Origin of the sequence: Mesorhizobium sp. M1A.T.Ca.IN.004.03.1.1, assembly GCF_003997555.1 — a bacterium.
Taxonomy (GTDB): domain Bacteria; phylum Pseudomonadota; class Alphaproteobacteria; order Rhizobiales; family Rhizobiaceae; genus Mesorhizobium.
Genome location: NZ_RZTV01000010.1, coordinates 109,180 through 126,875 on the forward strand (window position 1 = coordinate 109,180; position 17,696 = coordinate 126,875).

The window sequence follows — 17,696 nt, forward strand, 5'->3', positions numbered from 1 at the left end:
AATGAGAACGGGCGCCTTGATGCCGAGGAAGTCTAGAAGGTCGTGCATCAAGGCCTCCAGCCGCACAAGGCGGCACCTTTACGATTGTGGGCAAGGATCGCCCTAACCTCGGTGTCGGACAGCGCGGCGACCGCGCTGGCTGAAAGGCGAATTGCCGAGGAGGTAGCGCAGAAGCCACCCCTGGCCATGGCGCAGCCCGCGAGCGCAATCAGCAGCGTGAGCATCAGCCCTTTGACCACGTGCCCAGCTCCTTCCTGGCAGCATCGGCCGGCAGCGCACCCACGTCGTTCTGCACCTGGTCTGCAATATCGCGGGCCGCGAGTTCTTCGACCTGCTGCCGGTGACGCTCTGCCCTGGCGCCGGCAAGGCGTTGATGAAATCCCCACGCTATGGCGGCGACTAGAGTCCCTCCGACGGCCAGGGCGTAGGGCGCGACCTGCGAGAGGAGAGCAGTGAAGACCTCGACCATCTCACATGTCCTTTGCACGGGCGCGCCGCAGCACTTCCGTCAGGATGCCAGAGCCCACGATGTAGAGCGGCAGCCAACGGTCGGGGATGTACTGGTTGAACAGGCTCGGGTCGGTCGTGCTGAGAACTGTCAGCACGGCACCACCGAGCATCTGAACCCGAGCCCAGACGATGGTCTCGGAGTCCTTGAACCATGCACGGATTTTGCCCCACATGATCATTTCCTCCCGAAGATCCATTTGAAGATGGCGAACAGCGCGGCCCAGAGTGGATTGCGCTCCCTGGCCGTGACGGCGGGTGTAGGCGGCGGTGTGGCGGGGGCCGGTGAAGCCGGCACCGGCTGTACGACTGCCGGCTCAGTCATCAGCATGGCCTGAACGCGCACGGTGACAACGCGTTTCTGCCAGCCCTTCCCGAAGGTCGGCCAGGTCGGCAGACGCTCGAGGAATTTCAGCCGGGCATCGCAGATAGTGTCGATCAGGACGCCTGCCGGCTTGGCGCGCACCGCCGCGAGCGTTGCGGGGCCAATCCGGCCGTCCTGCACTACGCTGGCACCGCATGCCGCCTGAAGGTATTTAGCTGCCCTGCCCGGCCCACTGTTCACCGCGAAATCGAAAACCGCATAGTCGACACCGTCGGGCAGTTCGGCACCTGCTACCGCATCCCAGTAAAATCGGCGGTACACTGTCGCCACCTGGTCGTCGGTAATCGCCCGGAGATCCGCCTTGGTTGCATTCGCTTTCACGTAGCGGCGGAAGTTGGCGAGCGTCACGCCCTTCATGGTCGGACCGCCGGGATCGGCAGCTTTATCCGACCAGCCGCCCTCCGCCCTCAGGACAAGAGCAAGCGAACGCGCAAAGTTTCGGTCCATCGGCGGCTCCGTTCAATGACGGACGCCATCCTGGGCGCGCGTACGGCGAAACTGTAAGCCGCTTGACTTGCTTGCTCGGCAATGCTTTCGGTGAGAAGTTCAATGAGCCGGACTGGAAGATACGATGAAGCTATTTGTGGTTGGCTCTGCTTCTGGCGATCCTTTGACTTGGAGCAAAGAGCGCGATGGCATCGCTCTTGTCATCGCAGCCAGTGAGCACGATGCTCGTAGCATGGTAGAGGAGACGTCGGATTGCCCCGTCAGCGAAGTACCCATTGATAAACCGATAGTATTAGCTTCTCTCGCTGGCAATGACGTGCTGGATGCCATGGCCGATTAGGCCCAAGCCCTCACAACCAGTTTCCAGCTGCTAGGGCCGATACCAGCAATTCCGCCGTTCTTGTCCCAGATGCTGATGGAGTTACCGATACGAAGACCGATATTTGTCGGACCGTTCATGTACATGCTGATGCCGCCCGAAGTGCCGCTGGACGAGTTTGTATTGACGTTGATCGGCACTTCGTCGCCAGGGGAATATCCGGTATCAGCCACGACGCACTGGAGAGCCGCCGTGACCAGCTTCGGCTGGACGCCGAGGCCGTGGGGAAACGGCGCAACGGTCGTGTTCGTCACGATGTTGATTTGCGCGCTTTCGAATGCCTTGGAGAACGGTATCTGCGCTCCGTCAACATAATAGCCCTTGGCATTGACGGTATCGACGCCTTTGTCACCCCCCGTTGCGTTCGCAGTGTAGATGCCGGCGCCGAAATAGAGCCGGACCGCATAGACCCCCGCAATGTTCGTGGCGATGTAGAAACGCCCATCTTCGCTGCCGTTCGTCGGATCGACAATGGCCGCTGTGATCTCGGCATAGGAGGTCTTGTTCGCTCCCGAATCCTGGCCGGAAAACAGGATCTGCGAAATGAGATCGGCCGCCGCCGGAGAGGCTGAATTTCGGTAAAGGTCGATATTCGGACCGGTGCCGGCTCCGGCGTCTGTGGTGCTGATCGTAAGAAGCGGCCCGGCCGCGGTGCCGCTGATCGTGGTGGCCCCAACGATGGCAGGCGAATTGAGCGTCGGTGAATCGTCGGTGTATGGCACCGACGCCGCCCGCTGGTAGCCAACACATTTCCAGTTGCCGCCGCCGAGCGACCGCATGCGGGCCACATCGCCGGCCGCCGTGATGATGTTCGCGCCACCCGGCAAGATGAGAGATGTTGCGTTGTGCGTGAGCGTCAGCACACCTGCAAACACCAGATCACGCTCTGAGCCAGCGGGCAGCGTGCCAAGTGCGGTGATCGTGACCGTGCCTGTGATGTTGACGAGCGTACCTGTGCTGTTTGCCAGGTTGACAGTCGCGGCTGATGCCATGTCCGCGCCGGCAGCGCTGAAATTGTCCGCTCCACCTACCGCCGTGCTCGATCCTGAGCCGCCGGCCGTCACAGGTCGGGCTGCGTTCGCGTCCGCTACCAGATCGTCGACCAGCGCGTTGTACTTCGCGCTCTCGATCGTCGTGTTTGGGCTGCCCTTGGTGCCCGGAGGGGCTGAATAGACACCACCAGCGCGCGGCATAGCTGCTCCAATCTATCGATTGGCGGATGATCGGGGCGAGCGCGCGAAATTCTAAGCCGCTTGGTCGGGCGCCGTCTTCTGGCTGCGCATTCAGCATCCGACGTCGCTTGCGCAGTCCCAGATTGGCAGATCTGAAAAGCCGCTTATGTTGCGCAAATGATACATCACCGATCGGCAGTCGCTGATACGTTGGGAGTCGGGTTTCACTTGGGGTTTTTCAATGCGCTCGATTGCCATCTTAATTGCCGGCCTTCTGGCCTTGTTGACCGGGTCCGCGATGGCCGCCGATGCGGTGGCGGTCGCTCCGGCTGAAGGCATCAACTGGTCGGGTGCCTATATCGGCGGCGTGGCCGGCTACGGCTGGAAGTCCGACACCTATCATTACGCCGGAAACTCGGTCGACTTCGATTCCAACGGTTTTGTTGGCGGTGTGACCGCAGGCTATAACTGGCAGCGCGGTCAGATCGTTTTCGGCGTCGAGGGTGACATCTCTTACGCTGACATGAACGGAAGCGTGGTGAGCAGCTTTCTCTCGCCGCCGTGCTTTATTGAGGGCTGTACCGCCAAGGTCGACTGGTTCGGCACCGGCCGCGCTCGGGTCGGCTATGCCTTCGAGAACTTTCTCCCCTACGCCACCGGCGGCTTTGCCGTCGGTCATGTGAAGGGATCGGCCGATCTCGGCGCCTGCGGCTTTGTTGGGACTTGCAGTTATAGCGATACGCGCTGGGGCTGGTCCGCCGGCGCCGGCGTCGAATGGGCCATGAACCAGCAGATATCGTTCAAAGCCGAATATCTGCATGTCGACCTGGGCCGGCCGTCCTTCGCGACCAGCAATCCGCCGGATCCGTCGACTGACCGCATCGACTTCGACACCGTTCGCATCGGCATCAACTATCATTTCTAGTTCCGATAGCCCGCGCCACGTTGCGGAATACCCGACGCAAAAAGCCGCCACTGGCGGCTTTTTTCATGCCCGGAGCTACCCATGCTTGCTCGACCAAGTCCCTGCCTACATACCCGCACGAGCTCGCCTCCGCCTTACCATTGCGTCGACCGCCTCCTTGACGGTCTGCTGGCTACGTATTGTGCCGTCCTTCTGGCCGACATAGGCGCCCTTGTCGCCCTGGGGCTTCTGCACTTCCGCCACTGCCTGTCGCCAAGCGAGGCCGAGATAGCGGAATGCCGATGCGTAATGCTCAGCCCAGTTCTTGACCGGGATGTCGCGGAACGTCTTCTTCTCGTCGTCGTACTCGCGGCGGTAGGCCTTCAGTCCCTCGATGCCATCCGCCACGCGTTCGGTGGTTCTGAAGCGCGCCAGCTTGATCGTCTGTAGGCCGGCGTTGTTGCCCTCGGCCAGGCTGACCATGCCGACCATCTTCGGCTTGCGGCCGTGGTCCCTCAGTGTGTCGAGGCGCGTGCGCTTCGTTCCCCACTGCGGATGAAGGATATCGTGCGGCACGTAGTCGTTGCCGTGGTAACCCTGCTCGTCGAGCCACTTGCACCAGTCCGATAGGTCTTCGCTGTTGGGAACGTAGAAGTCGACGATAAGCGGCACGCCGTCGATGACCTGGAAGCACCAAATTGGATTGTTCGAGGCCTTGCCCAAATCCCATGCCGTGTGCACCGGGTGATTGCGGTCGATTTCGAACGGAGTGCCGATGCGAAACGCTCGTTCCGCCCGAGCGATTTCCGCACCCCAATAAGACCCAATCAGCGCGCCCGAGAACGAGCAGTAGAATTCCTGTTCAATCAGCAGGTCGGCGACTTCCTTGCCGAACAGGCCAGTATATTCCCGTCGCTGGCGCTCGATTGAGTCGGCGCTGATCGCCTGCGTGTCGTCGACCGTGAGAACTTCGGTGAACCAGCCGAGCGGATTGGACACCCGGTCGAAGGCATCCTTCTTCGCCACATCGAGCATACCCTTGGCGTGATTGTTGCCGCGCGGCGTGGTGATGAAGGAGGCCCACCCGCCGTTTTCAGCGAGGATCGGCGACAGATAGGCCCATGCGGCGGGGTTCGCGAGCGCCCATTCCGAAAAGGTGATGCCTACCGGCGGCGAGCCGACCAGGCTGTTGAAATTGTCCGAGCCCACTACCTGGAACGTCGATCCGACCTTGAACCGAACGAACATCTCGTTGTCGTTCATGTTCTCGATCAGCGCTTCAGGGAACGCCTCGAACAGTCGGCGCTTGCCAGTATGAGGGTTGACCGCATTCCAGATCGCTTTGCGCGCCTGTGCGGCCTCGGGCAGCATGTGCCAATAGGTGCCGGGCCGCTCATGCGCTGACACTGCATGCATGTTCAGGTTGATCTCGTCCTTGCCGGCACGGCGATGCCAGAACAGGAGCTGGCGTTTGCAGCCGCGTTCCCATGTGTTCCAAGCGTTCTGCTGATACCAGCGTGGCCGCCAGCCGTTATTTGGAAGCTGGATTGTCGGCATTGGATTCCGATAGCTTCAGCACCTGCACGACCAGCGGACCGCCATCGCCATCGGTCAGGGCGACCTTGCTGCCGTACTTCTTCGGCCGCAGCTTCTCAGCGATCCATTGGCGCGCGCTGATGCGTAGTGCCGATCGGCGCAAAACTTCGCCGTTCTCTTTCCAGCCGGTGACCGTGCCGTCGCTGTTTCGCTGTTCCATCCAGTCGTTGCTGCCGTCGTCGGCGATGTCGGTCATCTCGTCGACCAGGACGTCGGCCTGGGCCTCGCGCGCATGCGCGTACTTGGTCCGAAAATCGTCGCGGCCGGGATCAGCAAGCCACGCAAACACCGTCGACTTCGCGGGCATCTCATCGTCAAGGCAGATCGACCGCAGGCTTTTGCCCTCGGCAATCTGTTCGCAGATGCTATTGGCGAGCTCGTCGCTGTAGATCGTTGGTCTAGCCATTTCCGCCTTCCTTCATCCTGATTAGAACGAGGCGCTTGGAAACTCCTAGCCGCTTGGCAATCTCGCGCGGCCGGTAGCCGTCATCGAGCAGCCGCCTGATCTCTCGGCGACGCTTTTCGGCGATCTGGATCTTCCGGTGACGAAATGGCCGGTCAGCGCGCGGATCCTTCAGCCGCTTAGCCCTGGCGATGCACTCGACAACCGTACTTATCGAGACGTTCAGTTCTTCCGCGATGGTCGAATACGCGTTCCAGCTCGCGGAGCCGCAAACTGGTCACTTGAAAGGGCGCGGACGGCCGTGGCTTTTCAGCCAGGATGCACCGCCCAACTTTCATCTTTCCTGTCCGGTTGGCCCGGAAGCGCGCCTTGGCGGCGTTGGCGATGTGCATCTAGTGGGCCCTCGCCAAAACGAGGTGGCTCTCACGAATGGCCTGTACGGCTTCCGCGGCATTGAGCCCGAACCGCTTGCGCAATTGCGGGACGATTGCCTTGGCCCTGTCGGCGCCGCCGGATGCCAACCATCTGGCAGCGGCGGCAACGTCGCTAACGTCCGATGTTTCTTCTGATCCTTCGCTCATGCCGCCGTTTCCTCAGAAACGATCGACACATCGCTGTGGAGCACATACCGCGCATGGTGCCCCGGGAATTGCCCGCCGTGCGACTCGTGCACGCAGTCATCAGCTTGCGACGCTTTTCCAGGGCGTCGGATCGGCGATAGGCATGCTCCACCGCATTGCCGACTTTGTGGGCGAGCGCGGCTTCGGCCACTTCACGGGGGAATGACGTTTGGTCACCGGCCCAATCCCTGAAGGCTGAGCGGAAGCCGTGCACTGTATACTGCCCAACTTCGAGGCGCCGCATGGTCATAGCCATCGCCATTGAAGAAAGCCCACGTTCGATGCCGGCAATGGTTTCGCCCGGGAAGACATACCCCGTGTCAGACGTGCGCGAGTCATAGAGAGACCGGACTATCGCCATAGCCCTATCCGGCAGCGGAACACGGTGGACCTCCTTGGCCTTCATGCGAGCCGCCGGCACTGTCCAGACCTTCGCGTCCAGATCCAGTTCCGGCCAGACCATGCCCAGGACTTCCCCGGAGCGAGCGGCCGTCAAAATCAGATACTCCAAGGCCAGCGCCGATAAGCCGTCCGTCTCGCGCAGCGATGTCACGAAGGCAGGCACTTGCTCATAGGGCATTGCGGCGTGATGGCCGCGCGTCAGCTTCCCAGGCTTCGCCAGGAGGTGCTGAAGGTGCCCTCGCCACATAGCCGGGTTTTCGCCGGTTCGATGGCCGGCCGCCTTAGCGGCATCGAGCACACGCTCTATCCTCCCCCGAAGCCGCTGCGCAGTTTCCGGCTTCTTTAGCCAGATCGGCTTGAGGATAGCGAGGATATCGGCCGTGCTGACTTCCGACACCCGCTTCGGACGGATGTCCTTGCAGTAGGTATCGCCCAGGGTCATTTCCCATTGGGCCTTGTGCTTAGCGTTCGCCCATCCCTTCCCGACTTCCGCAATCAGGTCCGTCGCACATTCAGCAAACGTTGGTCCCGAAGCCTCGACCGCATCGTCCGCTTCAACATGCGCCGGGTCCAGACCAGCCTTCAGAAGACGCCGGCATTCTGTTGCCTTCTCCCGAGCTGCCGCCAGCGAGACCGGCTTAGGGTAGGAGCCCAACCCGCGCTCCATTCTCTTACCGTCCTTGATGCCGACGAACACCCACGACTTATTGCCGGTTGGCGAGACGTGGAGATATAGCCCGCCCCCGTCGCCATACCGACCAGGGGAAAGCTCCTTCACACGGATCGCGGTATCGGAAAGTTTGTTAAGGGCTCGCGCCATCCGTTCATAATCCCGTTCATAATTCGATGCGGTGATTCTAGCGGATTGCAGCGGACATCGCCAAACGGAAAAGCGAAGATTCCCAAGAGATTCAACGCCTTGCGGGTATGCCAACAAACGTCAGCAAACTGAGTTTAGGCGGACACTCCCTCCGCCACAATTCCCAACCGAATCCGCATATCATCTCCTGCATGGCCACCGTTTCGCTGTAGACGGCTATCTGTCCCATCGTGCTTTATTGGTTCCGGCGAGCCTTGGTGCGTCTCGTGCCCATCCGATTGTGCTGCAAGATCCTGGCGAAGGAACGAGATGCCTGTTTTCGCGTTGTGCGCCATGTCTCTCGAAGACCACATCAGCATGGCGCAGCGTCATGTTCGACATGGCGAGCGGCACATTGCGCGTCAGCACGAGCGGATTGCCCGCTTGAGAACCAACAGGCTGCCGACAGTGGATGCGTTGAGGTTCCTGAGCCTGTTGGAAGAGGTTCACGCTTTGCAGCGGGAGCACCTGTCCCGACTGCTGTCGAAATCGGCCGGATCCAAAGTAGTCTCGGAGCTTTCGGCGAAGACGCAGGTGGCAGAGGGCGGGAGAGACGCGATTTCCATTCCGGACCCCATCGTCCGGCTCGCGCTGGAGCTCGAACAAGAGCTTAACAGCGTCAAATTGAAGTGGCTGACCGCCAAGCCTCCGAGGGGCAAGCTTCACTAGCTGGCTCCGGCAGGTTGGCGGCTCTGCCGCGTCCTTTCGTGCGCTGAGCCCCTTTAGGCTACTACGCCATCAACTTCTTGATATGTACCGGCCACATCAGCACAAGCGTATGTTTATCGGCAGCCGGTGCTGTGTCTCGCCCCCGAGCCCACCGGTCAGGCCCGGCGTTTGCTGGCCTACCCCGCCAGCCTGCCGGGCCGCCCGGCGTCAGGCAATGGCGTCAAGGTTTCTTGTCCAGTGGAGAACACCGATCTCAGGAGCGCACCAGACTCATGACCTCACGGTCGGCGGCTTGCGCCCCTCAGCCGCACGTTGCCGGGCGGGCAGCGGACACACCGCTGGAGGACAGCCGACACAAAGCGGCGGCACGCCGGCAAAATTCTATTAGCTTTAACTAATTGTAGACCCGCGCTGTCCTATTCTGGGACAGCGCGGGTAGCGCCCACTCCCGCGCCGGCGGCTCCGGCAGGCCCAGCACCCCCCGCCCTCTGTCGGGGCCGCCACCTGACTTTGCTTTATACCAGCGATGGTTGAATCAACCGTTACCACACGTGCCTACCAACGAGCTTTCGTGATCGTTAAATTTTGATGGATCGGAGGATTCCCATCTCACCAGAACTGATCTAGTCTTGCAGGTCGAAGAAATCGCGGGTGGCAACCTATGGAAGCGATGTTCGATGACCTTGCGGCTGCTGTCAGGCAGCCCCGAACAGATATTTATACCGCTGTGCGCGCGTTCGCCCTGGACTTCGCCAGCAAGCTCTTTTTAGGGGTCGCCGTGGGGGTTGGCATCGGTATCGGACTAGCTATCGCTCGCTAAGTCACCAGGAAAGTGCCGGCGGCTGCGCAAAGTCCGCGTAGCTCGCCCTGCTATCCGCTTGCTGTAGCATACCGCGATCGGTGTAGGGTCACCCACTATATTAGCAATAGCCTCCAATCTGACACGAACTTACCATTGGACGTTTTCGGGCGCCGTGGGGAGTTCCAATGCGCATGATTCTTGCTCTGGCCGCACTCACGGCCTGTTTCTCCGTATGGGATCATCTTGCAAACCACGGAACCTATAGCGCTACCCTGCAGCGAAACATTTTTGGTAAAGTGCTTTCCGGCTAACGGCCTTCCCACCGGGGCCGGTTTCCATCGTCAGGCAGGTCGACACAGTTTTAATGTTCGCTTGCTCAGTTAAATGCTCTGCGCCCTTTTGCGTTAATCCAAGCAGCAGTCGGCCCGACAATTCCGCCGGAAGGTCGAAAAATACATCATAGACCATCCATTGGTCACACGGATCCGATAAGCAGGTAAACCTCATCACTGACGGTTCTTCGTTTTAGTATACCAACGCAAATCTGTTCGGCGGCTGAGCCTGCGAAACCGGGCAGGATTGTGCTCCAGCACTTTGAAAGCACAATACTGCCGCCCGACGAAGAGAAAAAGAGGCTCTACAGTCCCTGCTCTATACGACCCAAGTCTGACAGGTTCTTGACAGTTCTTCGGCAGCGGAGATCGTTTCATCGCGGACCCTGGAACAATGGCAATAGCCCAGTCGCCGAAGCCCGAGATTGGCTTGTGCCGCATGGCTGGCCTGGCCGAGCCGGCACCCATGTCACAAGCGCGTGCGTTTGGTTGATTTCTCAGACAGAATATGCTGCTTGTCGCGCCCATGAAAAAGCTCTGCCTGATGGTTCTGGCGCCTCTGGCGCTGGCCTGGCCGGCCAAGGCGATGGACAACGCACTTCGTGCCGGCCTGCTGAAACTCGATCCGCAGACTCGTCTCGAACAGCGTTGCGACGCCGAGGTGCTCGACCGGATCAGCCACGACGATCGCAAATTCAAGGCCGACCGTGTGGTGGCCTATGCCTTCGCCACGCCCCAGATGAGCGCCGACGCGATCAGGAGCCCCGGCGCCGCCTTTCGCAGCAAGGGTCAATGGTTCCGGCTGAAGTTCAAGTGCCAGACTGCGCCCGACCACATGCAGGTGCTGCAGTTGCTCTACAAGATCGGTGACGAGATCCCGGAAACCGACTGGGCAAAATACAATCTTTACGATTGACCGACTGCCACGGTCGGTTGCGCGCAAATCGGCCTTTCGAGTGCAAACTCATTTGAACCCAATGGAACCAGACGAGCGGCAACCGCTTGTTTCGTGAGTTCTCTTGACGTGCAGGAACCATGCACGTAGAGCAATTCCAGGAAAGGCGCGCAGCCGTTTTTCCCGCCGGAATTGCGTGAAAACAAAGACTTAGAACGCGATCGCATCAATCGGTGAATCGCTCCGGCGTTAGAACACTCGAAGATCGACATTTCGCAAACAGGAAGGCTCCAGACGATGGATATTTTCAGCGCCGCAAGCCTGACTGCCCTTGTCCAGGTCATCGCGATCGACCTGGTGCTTGCGGGCGACAATGCCATCGTCATTGGACTGGCGGCCGCCGGCCTGCCGACGGAGCAGCGCAAAAAGGCCATTCTGATCGGCGTGGTGGCAGCGACGGTGCTGCGCATCCTGTTCGCGGCGGTTACCGTCAAGCTGCTTGCAATCGTCGGACTGTTGCTCGCCGGTGGCATCCTGCTGTTATGGGTATGCTGGAAGATGTATCGCGAGCTGCGCACCTCCCATGCCGACGAGCACGAGGCGACGGAGGCGCTCGCCAATTCCGATCTCGACAGCGACAAGGCGGTTGCCGGCAAGGCGCCGCGCAAGACGCTTGGCCAGGCGGCGCTGCAGATCGTCGTCGCAGACGTGTCGATGTCGCTGGACAACGTGCTGGCCGTCGCCGGCGCCGCGCGTGATCATTTCTGGGTGCTGATCGTCGGCCTCGTGCTGTCGATCGGCTTGATGGGCCTTGCCGCCAGCTTCATTGCGCGGCTGCTGCACCGTTACCGTTGGATTGCCTATATCGGCCTGCTGATCATCCTCTATGTCGCGCTAGACATGGTCTACAGGGGCACGATGGAAATCTGGCCGCATGTCAACAACGCGGTGAGCTGACTGCCGCCACCTGACGCGGGCTTTGGCCGGCCACTGATCTGGCCTCGCATTCCGTTTTGCCGCAACAAGGACCAGCCCATACCAATGCCGCAATTAGTGTGGTATGGCGCCGCCGATCCCGAAAAACCTGGAAAAGCTTATGTCTGCCCCTCGTGTCAGTTTCGTCAGCCTTGGATGCCCGAAGGCGCTCGTCGATTCCGAGCGCATCATCACGCGGCTCCGCGCTGAAGGCTACGAGATCGCCCGCAAGCATGATGGCGCCGACCTCGTTGTCGTCAACACATGCGGCTTTCTCGACACCGCGCGCGACGAGTCGCTCGACGCCATCGGCTCCGCCCTTTCCGAAAACGGTCGCGTCATCGTCACCGGCTGCCTCGGCGCCGAGCCGGAAGTCATTCGCGAGAAGCATCCCAATGTGCTGGCGATCACCGGCCCGCAGGCCTATGAGAGCGTGATGGCGGCGGTGCATGAGGCGGCTCCCCCCAGCCATGATCCCTACATCGATCTTCTGCCGCCCCAGGGCGTGAAGCTGACGCCGCGGCATTACGCCTATCTGAAGATTTCCGAAGGCTGCAACAATCGCTGCACCTTCTGCATCATCCCGGCGCTGCGCGGCGATCTCGTCTCGCGGCCGGCGGCCGACGTGTTGCGCGAGGCCGAAAAGCTCGCCAAGGCCGGCGTCAAGGAGATCCTCGTCATCTCGCAGGACACCAGCGCCTATGGCATCGACATCAAATACCAGACGAGCATGTTCGGCGACCGCGAGGTGCGAGCGAAGTTCCTCGACCTTGCAGAGGAGCTCGGCAAGCTCGGCATCTGGGTTCGCATGCACTATGTGTACCCCTACCCGCATGTTGCCGACGTCATTCCGCTGATGGCCGAGGGAAAGATCCTTCCCTATCTGGACATCCCCTTCCAGCACGCCTCGCCGCAGGTGCTGAAGAACATGCGCCGTCCCGCTCATGGCGAAAAGACGCTGGAGCGGATCCGCGGTTGGCGCGAGGTCTGCCCGGATCTCGCCATCCGCTCAACCTTCATCGTCGGTTTCCCCGGCGAGACGGAAGACGACTTCCAGATGCTGCTCGACTGGCTGGACGAGGCGAAGATCGATCGTGCCGGCTGCTTCAAATATGAGCCGGTCAAGGGCGCGCGCTCCAACGACCTCGGCCTGGAACAAGTGCCGCAGGAGATCAAGGAAGCCCGCTGGCACCGCTTCATGCAGCGCCAGCAGAAGATCTCGGCGACGCAGCTGGCCAGGAAGGTCGGCAAGCGGCTGCCGGTGCTGATCGACGAGGCGCATGGCACCTCGGCCAAGGGCCGCACCAAATATGACGCCCCCGAGATCGACGGCTCCGTGCATATCCAGTCGCGTCGGCCGCTGCGCGCCGGTGAGATCGTCACGGTCAAGGTCGAGCGCGCCGACGCCTACGATCTCTACGGCTCGGCCGTTTGACAAGCGGGATTGGCTGAAAATGAAAGGGCGCCGGTGGGGCGCCCTTTTTGTTTTGATGCCAGGCTGCTGTTTACTGCGGCAGCTTGTCGTCGATGCCCTTGACGTAGAAATTCATGCCGAGCAGCGTGGCGTCGTCGGCGACCTCGCCGTCCTTCAGCCAGGGCGAGCCGTCCTGCTTCGCCACCGGGCCGGTGAAGGGGTTCCAGCCATCGGCGATCTTCTTGGTGGTCGCCTCCGCCATTGCCTTCACGTCGTCAGGCATGTTGGTGAAGGGCGCGAGCTTGACGGCGCCATCCTTGATGCCAAGCCACACATTGTCCGGCTTCCAGGTGCCGTCGAGGGCAGCCTGCACGCGGCTGATGTAATACGGGCCCCACTCGTCGGTGAGCGAGGTCAGCTGCGCGTTCGGCGCGAATTTGATCATGTCCGACGACTGGCCGAACCCATGCAGCTTCCGCTCCTCGGCGACCTGCAAGGGGGCGGTCGAGTCGGTGTGCTGGACGATGATGTCGGCGCCCTGGTCGAACAGCGCCTTGGCGGCGTCGGCTTCCTTGCCCGGATCGAACCAGGTATTGACCCACACGATCTTCACCTTGAAGTCCGGATTGATCGACTGCGCGCCGAGCATGAAGGAGTTGATGCCCATCACCACTTCCGGGATCGGGAAGGAGACGATGTAGCCGGCAAGACCCTTCTTCGATTCCTTGGCCGCGATCTGGCCGAGCACATAGCGGCCTTCATAGAAGCGCGCGTTGTAAATGCCGAGATTGTCGCCCGTCTTGTAGCCGGTGGCGTGCTCGAACATCACCTTCGGGAACTTCTTGGCGACCTTAACCTCGGCGTCCATGAAGCCGAACGATGTGCCGAAGATGATCTTGCATTTCTCGCGCGCCAGGCGCTCAAAGGCGCGGTCGGCGTCCGGGCCTTCCGAGACGTTCTCGAGATAGGCGGTCTCGACCTTGTCGCCGAGCGCTTTCTCCACCTCGAGGCGACCCTGGTCGTGCTGATAGGAATAGCCGAAGTCGCCGATCGGCCCCGTGTAAACCCAGCATGCCTTCAGCTTGTCGGCCGCCTCGGCGGTTGCCGCCAGCGACAGGGCCGCGGCCGTGGTCATCAGCGCAATAAGCAGTTTCTTCATCGTGTTACCTCTCTGAGTTAAGCCCTGGGGCTTCCCGTCTTTTTGTTGTCGTCAACGATCCGGAACAAATGGCTGCCCCAACGAAGCCGGCGTGTTCATCATCGTCAGCCGCTTGTTCCGCGAGATTAGAACGAGAACCACGATGGTTGCCAGATAGGGCAGCGAAGAAAGAAACTGCGAGGGCACAGGAATGCCGAAAGCCTGTGCATGAAGCTGGCCGATCCACACCGCGCCGAAGATGTAAGCGCCGGCCAGCACCCGCCACGGACGCCAGGACGCAAAGACCACCAGCGCCAGCGCGATCCAGCCGCGTCCCGCGCTCATGTTCTCGACCCATTGCGGCGTGTAGACGAGCGACAGGTGGCCGCCGGCAAGCCCGGCGCAAGCGCCGCCGAAGATCACGGCGAGGTAACGGTAGCGGATGACCTTGATGCCGAGCGCATGCGCCGACGCGTGGCTGTCGCCGATCGAGCGCAGCGTGAGGCCAGTGCGCGTCCTGAACAGAAACCACATCACGGCGGCGGTGAGTCCGATCGAGACGTAGAACAACGGATCCTGGCCGAAGATCAGCTTGCCGACGACCGGTATCGAGTTCAGGCCGGGGATGTCGAGGTTCGGCAGCCTGACGCCAGGCTGGCCGACGAAGCTGGTGCCGATCATGCCGGAGAGGCCAAGCCCGAGCAGCGTAAGCGACAGGCCGGTCGCCACCTGGTTGGTCGCCAGGGAAAGCGTCATGACGGCGAAGAGCAGCGAAAACAGCGCGCCGACGACGATTGCGGCAAGCAGCCCGATCCAGGGAGATCCGGTAAGATAGCCCGCGCCGAAGCCGCCGACGGCGCCCATGATCATCATGCCCTCGACGCCGAGATTGAGCACGCCGGAGCGTTCCACCACCAGCTCGCCGATCGCCGCGATCAAGAGCGGCGTCGCCGCGGTCGCGATGGTCAAAAGGATGTTGACGGTGATGTCCATCAGCGTGCCTCCTCCAGCTTGGGCGCGGCCTCGAGTTGTGGCGCGGCAAAGCCGATCAGACGAATGCGATAATGAATGAGCGTGTCGCAGCCGAGCACGAAGAACAAAAGCATGCCCTGGAACACGCGCGCCACCTTGTCGGAGATGCCGAGCGCGCTCTGCACCGCCTCTCCGCCGAGATAGGTCAGCGCCAGCACCAGGCCTGCCGCGACGATGCCGAGCGGATTGAGCCGCCCGAGGAAGGCGACGATGATGGCGGTGAAGCCATAGCCGGGCGAGATCACCGGCTGTAGCTGGCCGATGGCGCCCGAGACTTCCGAGATACCGGCAAGCCCAGCCAATGCGCCGGACAGCAGGAAAGTAAAGAAGACCATCTTGCTGAGGCCGAAGCCGGCGAAACGCCCTGCCCTCGGGCTCGAGCCCAGCACGCGGACCTCGAAACCTTTCAGCATGCGGCTCATCATCAGCCAGACCGTGACAGCGGCGACCAGCGCGAAGACGAAGCCCCAATTGGCGCGGCCGGCATCCGGCATCAATTCCGGCAGGACGGCCGAGTCGCCGAACTGGATGGTCTGCGGGAAGCCGTGGCCCTGCGGGTCGCGCCACGGTCCGCGCACCAGCCAGTCGAGGAAGAGCTGCGCCACATAGACCAGCATCAGGCTGGTCAGGATCTCGTTGGTGCTGAAGCGGGTTTTCAGCAGCGCAGGGATGGCCGCATAGAGGGCGCCGCCGACCATGCCGAGCAAGAGCATCAGCGGCAGCACCAGCGGACCTTCGAATTCGGGGAACAGCACCGGGATGATCGAGCCGAAGATGCCGCCCAGAATGAACTGACCTTCGGCGCCGATGTTCCAGATGTTGGCCTTGTAGCAAACCGACAGGCCGACGGCGATCAGGATCAGCGGCGCCGCCTTGATGGCCAGTTCATGCAGTTGCCAGACCTCGCTGATCGGCTGAACAAAGTAGACATTGAACGCATTGAGCGGATTGACGCCGAGCAACGCGAACATGATGGCGCCGGCAATCATCGTCAGCGCGAAGGCGATGAAGGGCGAGAGCACCGAAAACAGCGCCGAGCGCTGCGGGCGTTTGACCAGTTCGAGGCGCATCATGCCGTCTCCATGCTGTGTTCGGCGTGGCCGGGCTCGGCGCCGCCCATCAACAGGCCAATCCTCTCGAAGGTGGCTTCGGCGATCGGCAGCGGCGCGGACAATTCGCCGTTGTGCATGACCGCGATCGCGTCCGACAGCTCGAACAATTCGTCGAGGTCCTGGCTGATGACCAGAACCGCCGAGCCGCTGCGGGCAAGCTCGATCAGCGCCTGGCGGATATGGGCGGCGGCACCGGCGTCGACGCCCCAGGTCGGCTGGTTGACGACCATCACGCTCGGCTTGCGGTCGAGCTCGCGGCCGACGATGAACTTCTGCAGATTGCCGCCGGACAGCGCCGCGGCCTCCGGATCGGGAGCGCTCTTGCGCACGTCCATCGCGGCAATGATGCGCTGGGCGGCGCTGTAGACGGAAGCGTTCCTGACCATGCCGCCGGAGCCGACGAAGGACTTGCCGTCGGTGGCATGGCGCGACAGCAAAAGGTTCTCCGAAAGCTTCATCCGCGGCGCCGCGCCGTGACCGAGCCGTTCCTCCGGCACGAAGGCGGCGCCCATCAGCCGCCGGCCGGTGATCGACACGCCGCCCGCATCCTTGCCGCGGATCCGCACGGAACCGGGATCCAACTGCAGCACCTCGCCGGAGACGGATTCGAAAAACTCGCCCTGGCCGTTGCCGGCGACACCGGCGATGCCGATCACCTCGCCGGCGCGCACCGAAAGATTGATGTTCTTGAGCGGAATGGCGAACGGCGTCGCCGGCTTGCGGGTAAGCCCGCGGATCTCCAGCAACGCCGGCGCGGTCTCGATGCCCTCGGCCGGCGCGCGCACCACTGCCTTGACCTCATTGCCGACCATCATGCGGGCGAGCGACGCGGCCGTCTCCTGGCGCGGGTTGCAGTGGCCGACCACCTTGCCGTGGCGCAGCACCGTGGCGCGATCGCAGATGCGTTTGACCTCTTCCAGCCGGTGCGAGATGTAAAGGATCGACTTGCCTTCGGCGCGAAGCCGCTCCAGCGTTTCGAACAGCTTGTCGGCTTCCTGAGGCGTCAGCACCGAAGTCGGCTCGTCGAGGATGATGAGTTGGGGCGTCTGTAAGAGGCAACGGATGATCTCGATGCGCTGGCGCTCGCCGACGGAAAGATCGCCGACCAGCGATTCCGGATCGAGCGGCAGGCCGTAGCTGTAGGAGAGCGCCCGCGCCTTCGCGGCAATCGCGCTGATCGGCGAGCCGTCGTTCAGCGAAAGCGCGATGTTCTCGGCCGCCGTCAGCGCTTCGAACAGCGAGAAATGCTGGAACACCATGCCGATGCCGAGCTTCTTGGCGAGGCCGGGGCTGGTGATCCTGACGGCTTGGCCATTCCAGAAAATTTCACCCGAATTCGGTTCCAGCGAGCCGAACAGCATCTTCACCAGCGTCGACTTGCCGGCGCCGTTCTCGCCGAGCAGGGCGTGGATCTCGCCCTTCGCGATGTTGAGGTCGATATGGTTGCACGCCGTCAGCGTGCCGAAAATCTTCGTAAGGCCACGAACCTCCAGCAGGTTCGCCCTGTCATGATTTGCACTCACAGTGCCTCCCATCCAGTTACCCGGATATGTTCTGTGTTCCCGCTGGTATCGTATGCGCGGCCGGCTTCGGTCGGAAAGCGGCACGCAACTTGAAAGAGCTTCAAGAATTCCAGCGGAAACTCAAGGGGTA

The 17,696-nt window shown here is 61.7% G+C and carries 19 protein-coding genes; 7 read left to right on the plus strand and 12 right to left on the minus strand.

What is annotated here, in order from left to right; all coding sequences use genetic code 11:
• Positions 1–47 precede the first annotated feature (47 nt).
• The 4 genes from EOD29_RS25160 to EOD29_RS25175 are packed head-to-tail and all read right to left on the minus strand — an operon-like array spanning position 48 to position 1,339.
• The gene (locus EOD29_RS25160; RefSeq protein ID WP_127248228.1) at positions 48–239 is read right to left on the minus strand and encodes a hypothetical protein; all 192 of its coding nucleotides are present in this window, start codon (positions 237–239) and stop codon (positions 48–50) included.
• Positions 224–469 carry an ABC transporter permease gene (locus tag EOD29_RS25165; RefSeq protein WP_127248229.1) on the minus strand — a complete coding sequence of 82 codons (246 nt, stop codon included), beginning with the start codon at positions 467–469 and terminating at the stop codon, positions 224–226. The genes EOD29_RS25160 and EOD29_RS25165 overlap by 16 nt, the downstream gene beginning before the upstream one ends.
• Before the next feature lies 1 nt (position 470).
• Entirely contained in the window at positions 471–683 is a 213-nt protein-coding gene (locus EOD29_RS25170) for a hypothetical protein (RefSeq protein ID WP_127248230.1), read from the minus strand.
• Between the two features lie 2 nt (positions 684–685).
• The gene (locus tag EOD29_RS25175; protein WP_127248231.1) at positions 686–1,339 is read right to left on the minus strand and encodes a glycosyl hydrolase 108 family protein; all 654 of its coding nucleotides are present in this window, start codon (positions 1,337–1,339) and stop codon (positions 686–688) included.
• 124 nt (positions 1,340–1,463) lie between these two features.
• Between EOD29_RS25175 and EOD29_RS25180 the strand changes: the two genes are divergently transcribed.
• A complete protein-coding gene (locus EOD29_RS25180; RefSeq protein ID WP_127248232.1) occupies positions 1,464–1,679 on the plus strand; it encodes a hypothetical protein in 216 nt (71 codons plus the stop codon).
• Here the strand turns inward: EOD29_RS25180 and EOD29_RS36060 are convergent.
• A complete protein-coding gene (locus EOD29_RS36060; RefSeq protein ID WP_164763832.1) occupies positions 1,676–2,911 on the minus strand; it encodes a hypothetical protein in 1,236 nt (411 codons plus the stop codon). The two genes, EOD29_RS25180 and EOD29_RS36060, sit on opposite strands and share 4 nt — an antisense overlap.
• 220 nt (positions 2,912–3,131) lie before the next feature.
• Between EOD29_RS36060 and EOD29_RS25190 the strand changes: the two genes are divergently transcribed.
• Complete coding sequence (locus tag EOD29_RS25190) at positions 3,132–3,815, plus strand: outer membrane protein (protein WP_127248233.1); 684 nt, start codon at positions 3,132–3,134, stop codon at positions 3,813–3,815.
• A 105-nt stretch (positions 3,816–3,920) separates the two neighbouring features.
• Here EOD29_RS25190 and EOD29_RS25195 read toward each other — a convergent pair whose 3' ends face one another.
• The 3 genes from EOD29_RS25195 to EOD29_RS25210 all read right to left on the minus strand — a co-directional run bounded on the left by EOD29_RS25195 (position 3,921) and on the right by EOD29_RS25210 (position 7,635).
• Complete coding sequence (locus EOD29_RS25195; RefSeq protein WP_127248234.1) at positions 3,921–5,351, minus strand: hypothetical protein; 1,431 nt, start codon at positions 5,349–5,351, stop codon at positions 3,921–3,923.
• On the minus strand, positions 5,326–5,796 hold the full coding sequence (locus EOD29_RS25200; RefSeq protein ID WP_127248235.1) for a terminase small subunit protein: 471 nt from the start codon (positions 5,794–5,796) through the stop codon (positions 5,326–5,328). Before EOD29_RS25200 ends, EOD29_RS25195 begins: the two co-directional genes overlap by 26 nt.
• A gap of 543 nt (positions 5,797–6,339) precedes the next feature.
• Positions 6,340–7,635, minus strand: coding sequence for a site-specific integrase (locus EOD29_RS25210; RefSeq protein ID WP_127248237.1), 1,296 nt, complete (start codon positions 7,633–7,635; stop codon positions 6,340–6,342).
• A 309-nt stretch (positions 7,636–7,944) separates the two neighbouring features.
• Between EOD29_RS25210 and EOD29_RS25215 the strand changes: the two genes are divergently transcribed.
• The 5 genes from EOD29_RS25215 to rimO all read left to right on the plus strand — a co-directional run bounded on the left by EOD29_RS25215 (position 7,945) and on the right by rimO (position 12,782).
• Positions 7,945–8,343, plus strand: a complete 399-nt coding sequence (locus EOD29_RS25215; protein ID WP_127216839.1) for a hypothetical protein — start codon at positions 7,945–7,947, stop codon at positions 8,341–8,343.
• Between the two features lie 661 nt (positions 8,344–9,004).
• The gene (locus tag EOD29_RS36065) at positions 9,005–9,163 is read left to right on the plus strand and encodes a hypothetical protein (protein WP_164748299.1); all 159 of its coding nucleotides are present in this window, start codon (positions 9,005–9,007) and stop codon (positions 9,161–9,163) included.
• Positions 9,164–9,985: 822 nt separating this feature from the next.
• A complete protein-coding gene (locus EOD29_RS25220; protein WP_066989790.1) occupies positions 9,986–10,393 on the plus strand; it encodes a DUF930 domain-containing protein in 408 nt (135 codons plus the stop codon).
• A gap of 276 nt (positions 10,394–10,669) precedes the next feature.
• Positions 10,670–11,329: a TerC family protein gene (locus EOD29_RS25225; RefSeq protein WP_067320072.1), complete on the plus strand. Its 660-nt coding sequence runs from the start codon at positions 10,670–10,672 to the stop codon at positions 11,327–11,329.
• Between the two features lie 139 nt (positions 11,330–11,468).
• Complete coding sequence (gene rimO / locus EOD29_RS25230; protein WP_127248238.1) at positions 11,469–12,782, plus strand: 30S ribosomal protein S12 methylthiotransferase RimO; 1,314 nt, start codon at positions 11,469–11,471, stop codon at positions 12,780–12,782.
• Positions 12,783–12,852: 70 nt separating this feature from the next.
• On the opposite strand, the gene EOD29_RS25235 is transcribed toward rimO, so the two are convergent.
• The 4 genes from EOD29_RS25235 to EOD29_RS25250 are packed head-to-tail and all read right to left on the minus strand — an operon-like array spanning position 12,853 to position 17,578.
• Positions 12,853–13,920, minus strand: a complete 1,068-nt coding sequence (locus tag EOD29_RS25235; protein WP_066989795.1) for a BMP family ABC transporter substrate-binding protein — start codon at positions 13,918–13,920, stop codon at positions 12,853–12,855.
• Positions 13,921–13,971: 51 nt separating this feature from the next.
• Positions 13,972–14,892, minus strand: a complete 921-nt coding sequence (locus tag EOD29_RS25240) for an ABC transporter permease (protein ID WP_127248239.1) — start codon at positions 14,890–14,892, stop codon at positions 13,972–13,974.
• Positions 14,892–16,004, minus strand: a complete 1,113-nt coding sequence (locus EOD29_RS25245; RefSeq protein ID WP_127248240.1) for an ABC transporter permease — start codon at positions 16,002–16,004, stop codon at positions 14,892–14,894. The genes EOD29_RS25240 and EOD29_RS25245 overlap by 1 nt, the downstream gene beginning before the upstream one ends.
• On the minus strand, positions 16,001–17,578 hold the full coding sequence (locus EOD29_RS25250; RefSeq protein ID WP_164763833.1) for an ABC transporter ATP-binding protein: 1,578 nt from the start codon (positions 17,576–17,578) through the stop codon (positions 16,001–16,003). Before EOD29_RS25250 ends, EOD29_RS25245 begins: the two co-directional genes overlap by 4 nt.
• Between the last annotated feature and the right edge of the window lie 118 nt (positions 17,579–17,696).

Excerpts from the sequence above, each read along its gene's own strand:
- EOD29_RS25200 (WP_127248235.1), bottom strand. The coding sequence starts at position 5,796 with ATGGCTAGACCAACGATCTACAGCGACGAGCTCGCCAATAGCATCTGC.
- EOD29_RS36065 (WP_164748299.1), top strand. The coding sequence starts at position 9,005 with ATGGAAGCGATGTTCGATGACCTTGCGGCTGCTGTCAGGCAGCCCCGA.
- EOD29_RS25210 (WP_127248237.1), bottom strand. The coding sequence starts at position 7,635 with ATGGCGCGAGCCCTTAACAAACTTTCCGATACCGCGATCCGTGTGAAG.
- EOD29_RS25215 (WP_127216839.1), top strand. The coding sequence starts at position 7,945 with ATGCCTGTTTTCGCGTTGTGCGCCATGTCTCTCGAAGACCACATCAGC.
- EOD29_RS25250 (WP_164763833.1), bottom strand. The coding sequence starts at position 17,578 with ATGGGAGGCACTGTGAGTGCAAATCATGACAGGGCGAACCTGCTGGAG.
- EOD29_RS25175 (WP_127248231.1), bottom strand. The coding sequence starts at position 1,339 with ATGGACCGAAACTTTGCGCGTTCGCTTGCTCTTGTCCTGAGGGCGGAG.
- EOD29_RS25240 (WP_127248239.1), bottom strand. The coding sequence starts at position 14,892 with ATGGACATCACCGTCAACATCCTTTTGACCATCGCGACCGCGGCGACG.
- EOD29_RS25195 (WP_127248234.1), bottom strand. The coding sequence starts at position 5,351 with ATGCCGACAATCCAGCTTCCAAATAACGGCTGGCGGCCACGCTGGTAT.
- EOD29_RS25235 (WP_066989795.1), bottom strand. The coding sequence starts at position 13,920 with ATGAAGAAACTGCTTATTGCGCTGATGACCACGGCCGCGGCCCTGTCG.
- rimO (WP_127248238.1), top strand. The coding sequence starts at position 11,469 with ATGTCTGCCCCTCGTGTCAGTTTCGTCAGCCTTGGATGCCCGAAGGCG.
- EOD29_RS25245 (WP_127248240.1), bottom strand. The coding sequence starts at position 16,004 with ATGATGCGCCTCGAACTGGTCAAACGCCCGCAGCGCTCGGCGCTGTTT.
- EOD29_RS25220 (WP_066989790.1), top strand. The coding sequence starts at position 9,986 with ATGCTGCTTGTCGCGCCCATGAAAAAGCTCTGCCTGATGGTTCTGGCG.
- EOD29_RS25190 (WP_127248233.1), top strand. The coding sequence starts at position 3,132 with ATGCGCTCGATTGCCATCTTAATTGCCGGCCTTCTGGCCTTGTTGACC.
- EOD29_RS36060 (WP_164763832.1), bottom strand. The coding sequence starts at position 2,911 with ATGCCGCGCGCTGGTGGTGTCTATTCAGCCCCTCCGGGCACCAAGGGC.
- EOD29_RS25225 (WP_067320072.1), top strand. The coding sequence starts at position 10,670 with ATGGATATTTTCAGCGCCGCAAGCCTGACTGCCCTTGTCCAGGTCATC.
- EOD29_RS25170 (WP_127248230.1), bottom strand. The coding sequence starts at position 683 with ATGTGGGGCAAAATCCGTGCATGGTTCAAGGACTCCGAGACCATCGTC.
- EOD29_RS25180 (WP_127248232.1), top strand. The coding sequence starts at position 1,464 with ATGAAGCTATTTGTGGTTGGCTCTGCTTCTGGCGATCCTTTGACTTGG.
- EOD29_RS25165 (WP_127248229.1), bottom strand. The coding sequence starts at position 469 with ATGGTCGAGGTCTTCACTGCTCTCCTCTCGCAGGTCGCGCCCTACGCC.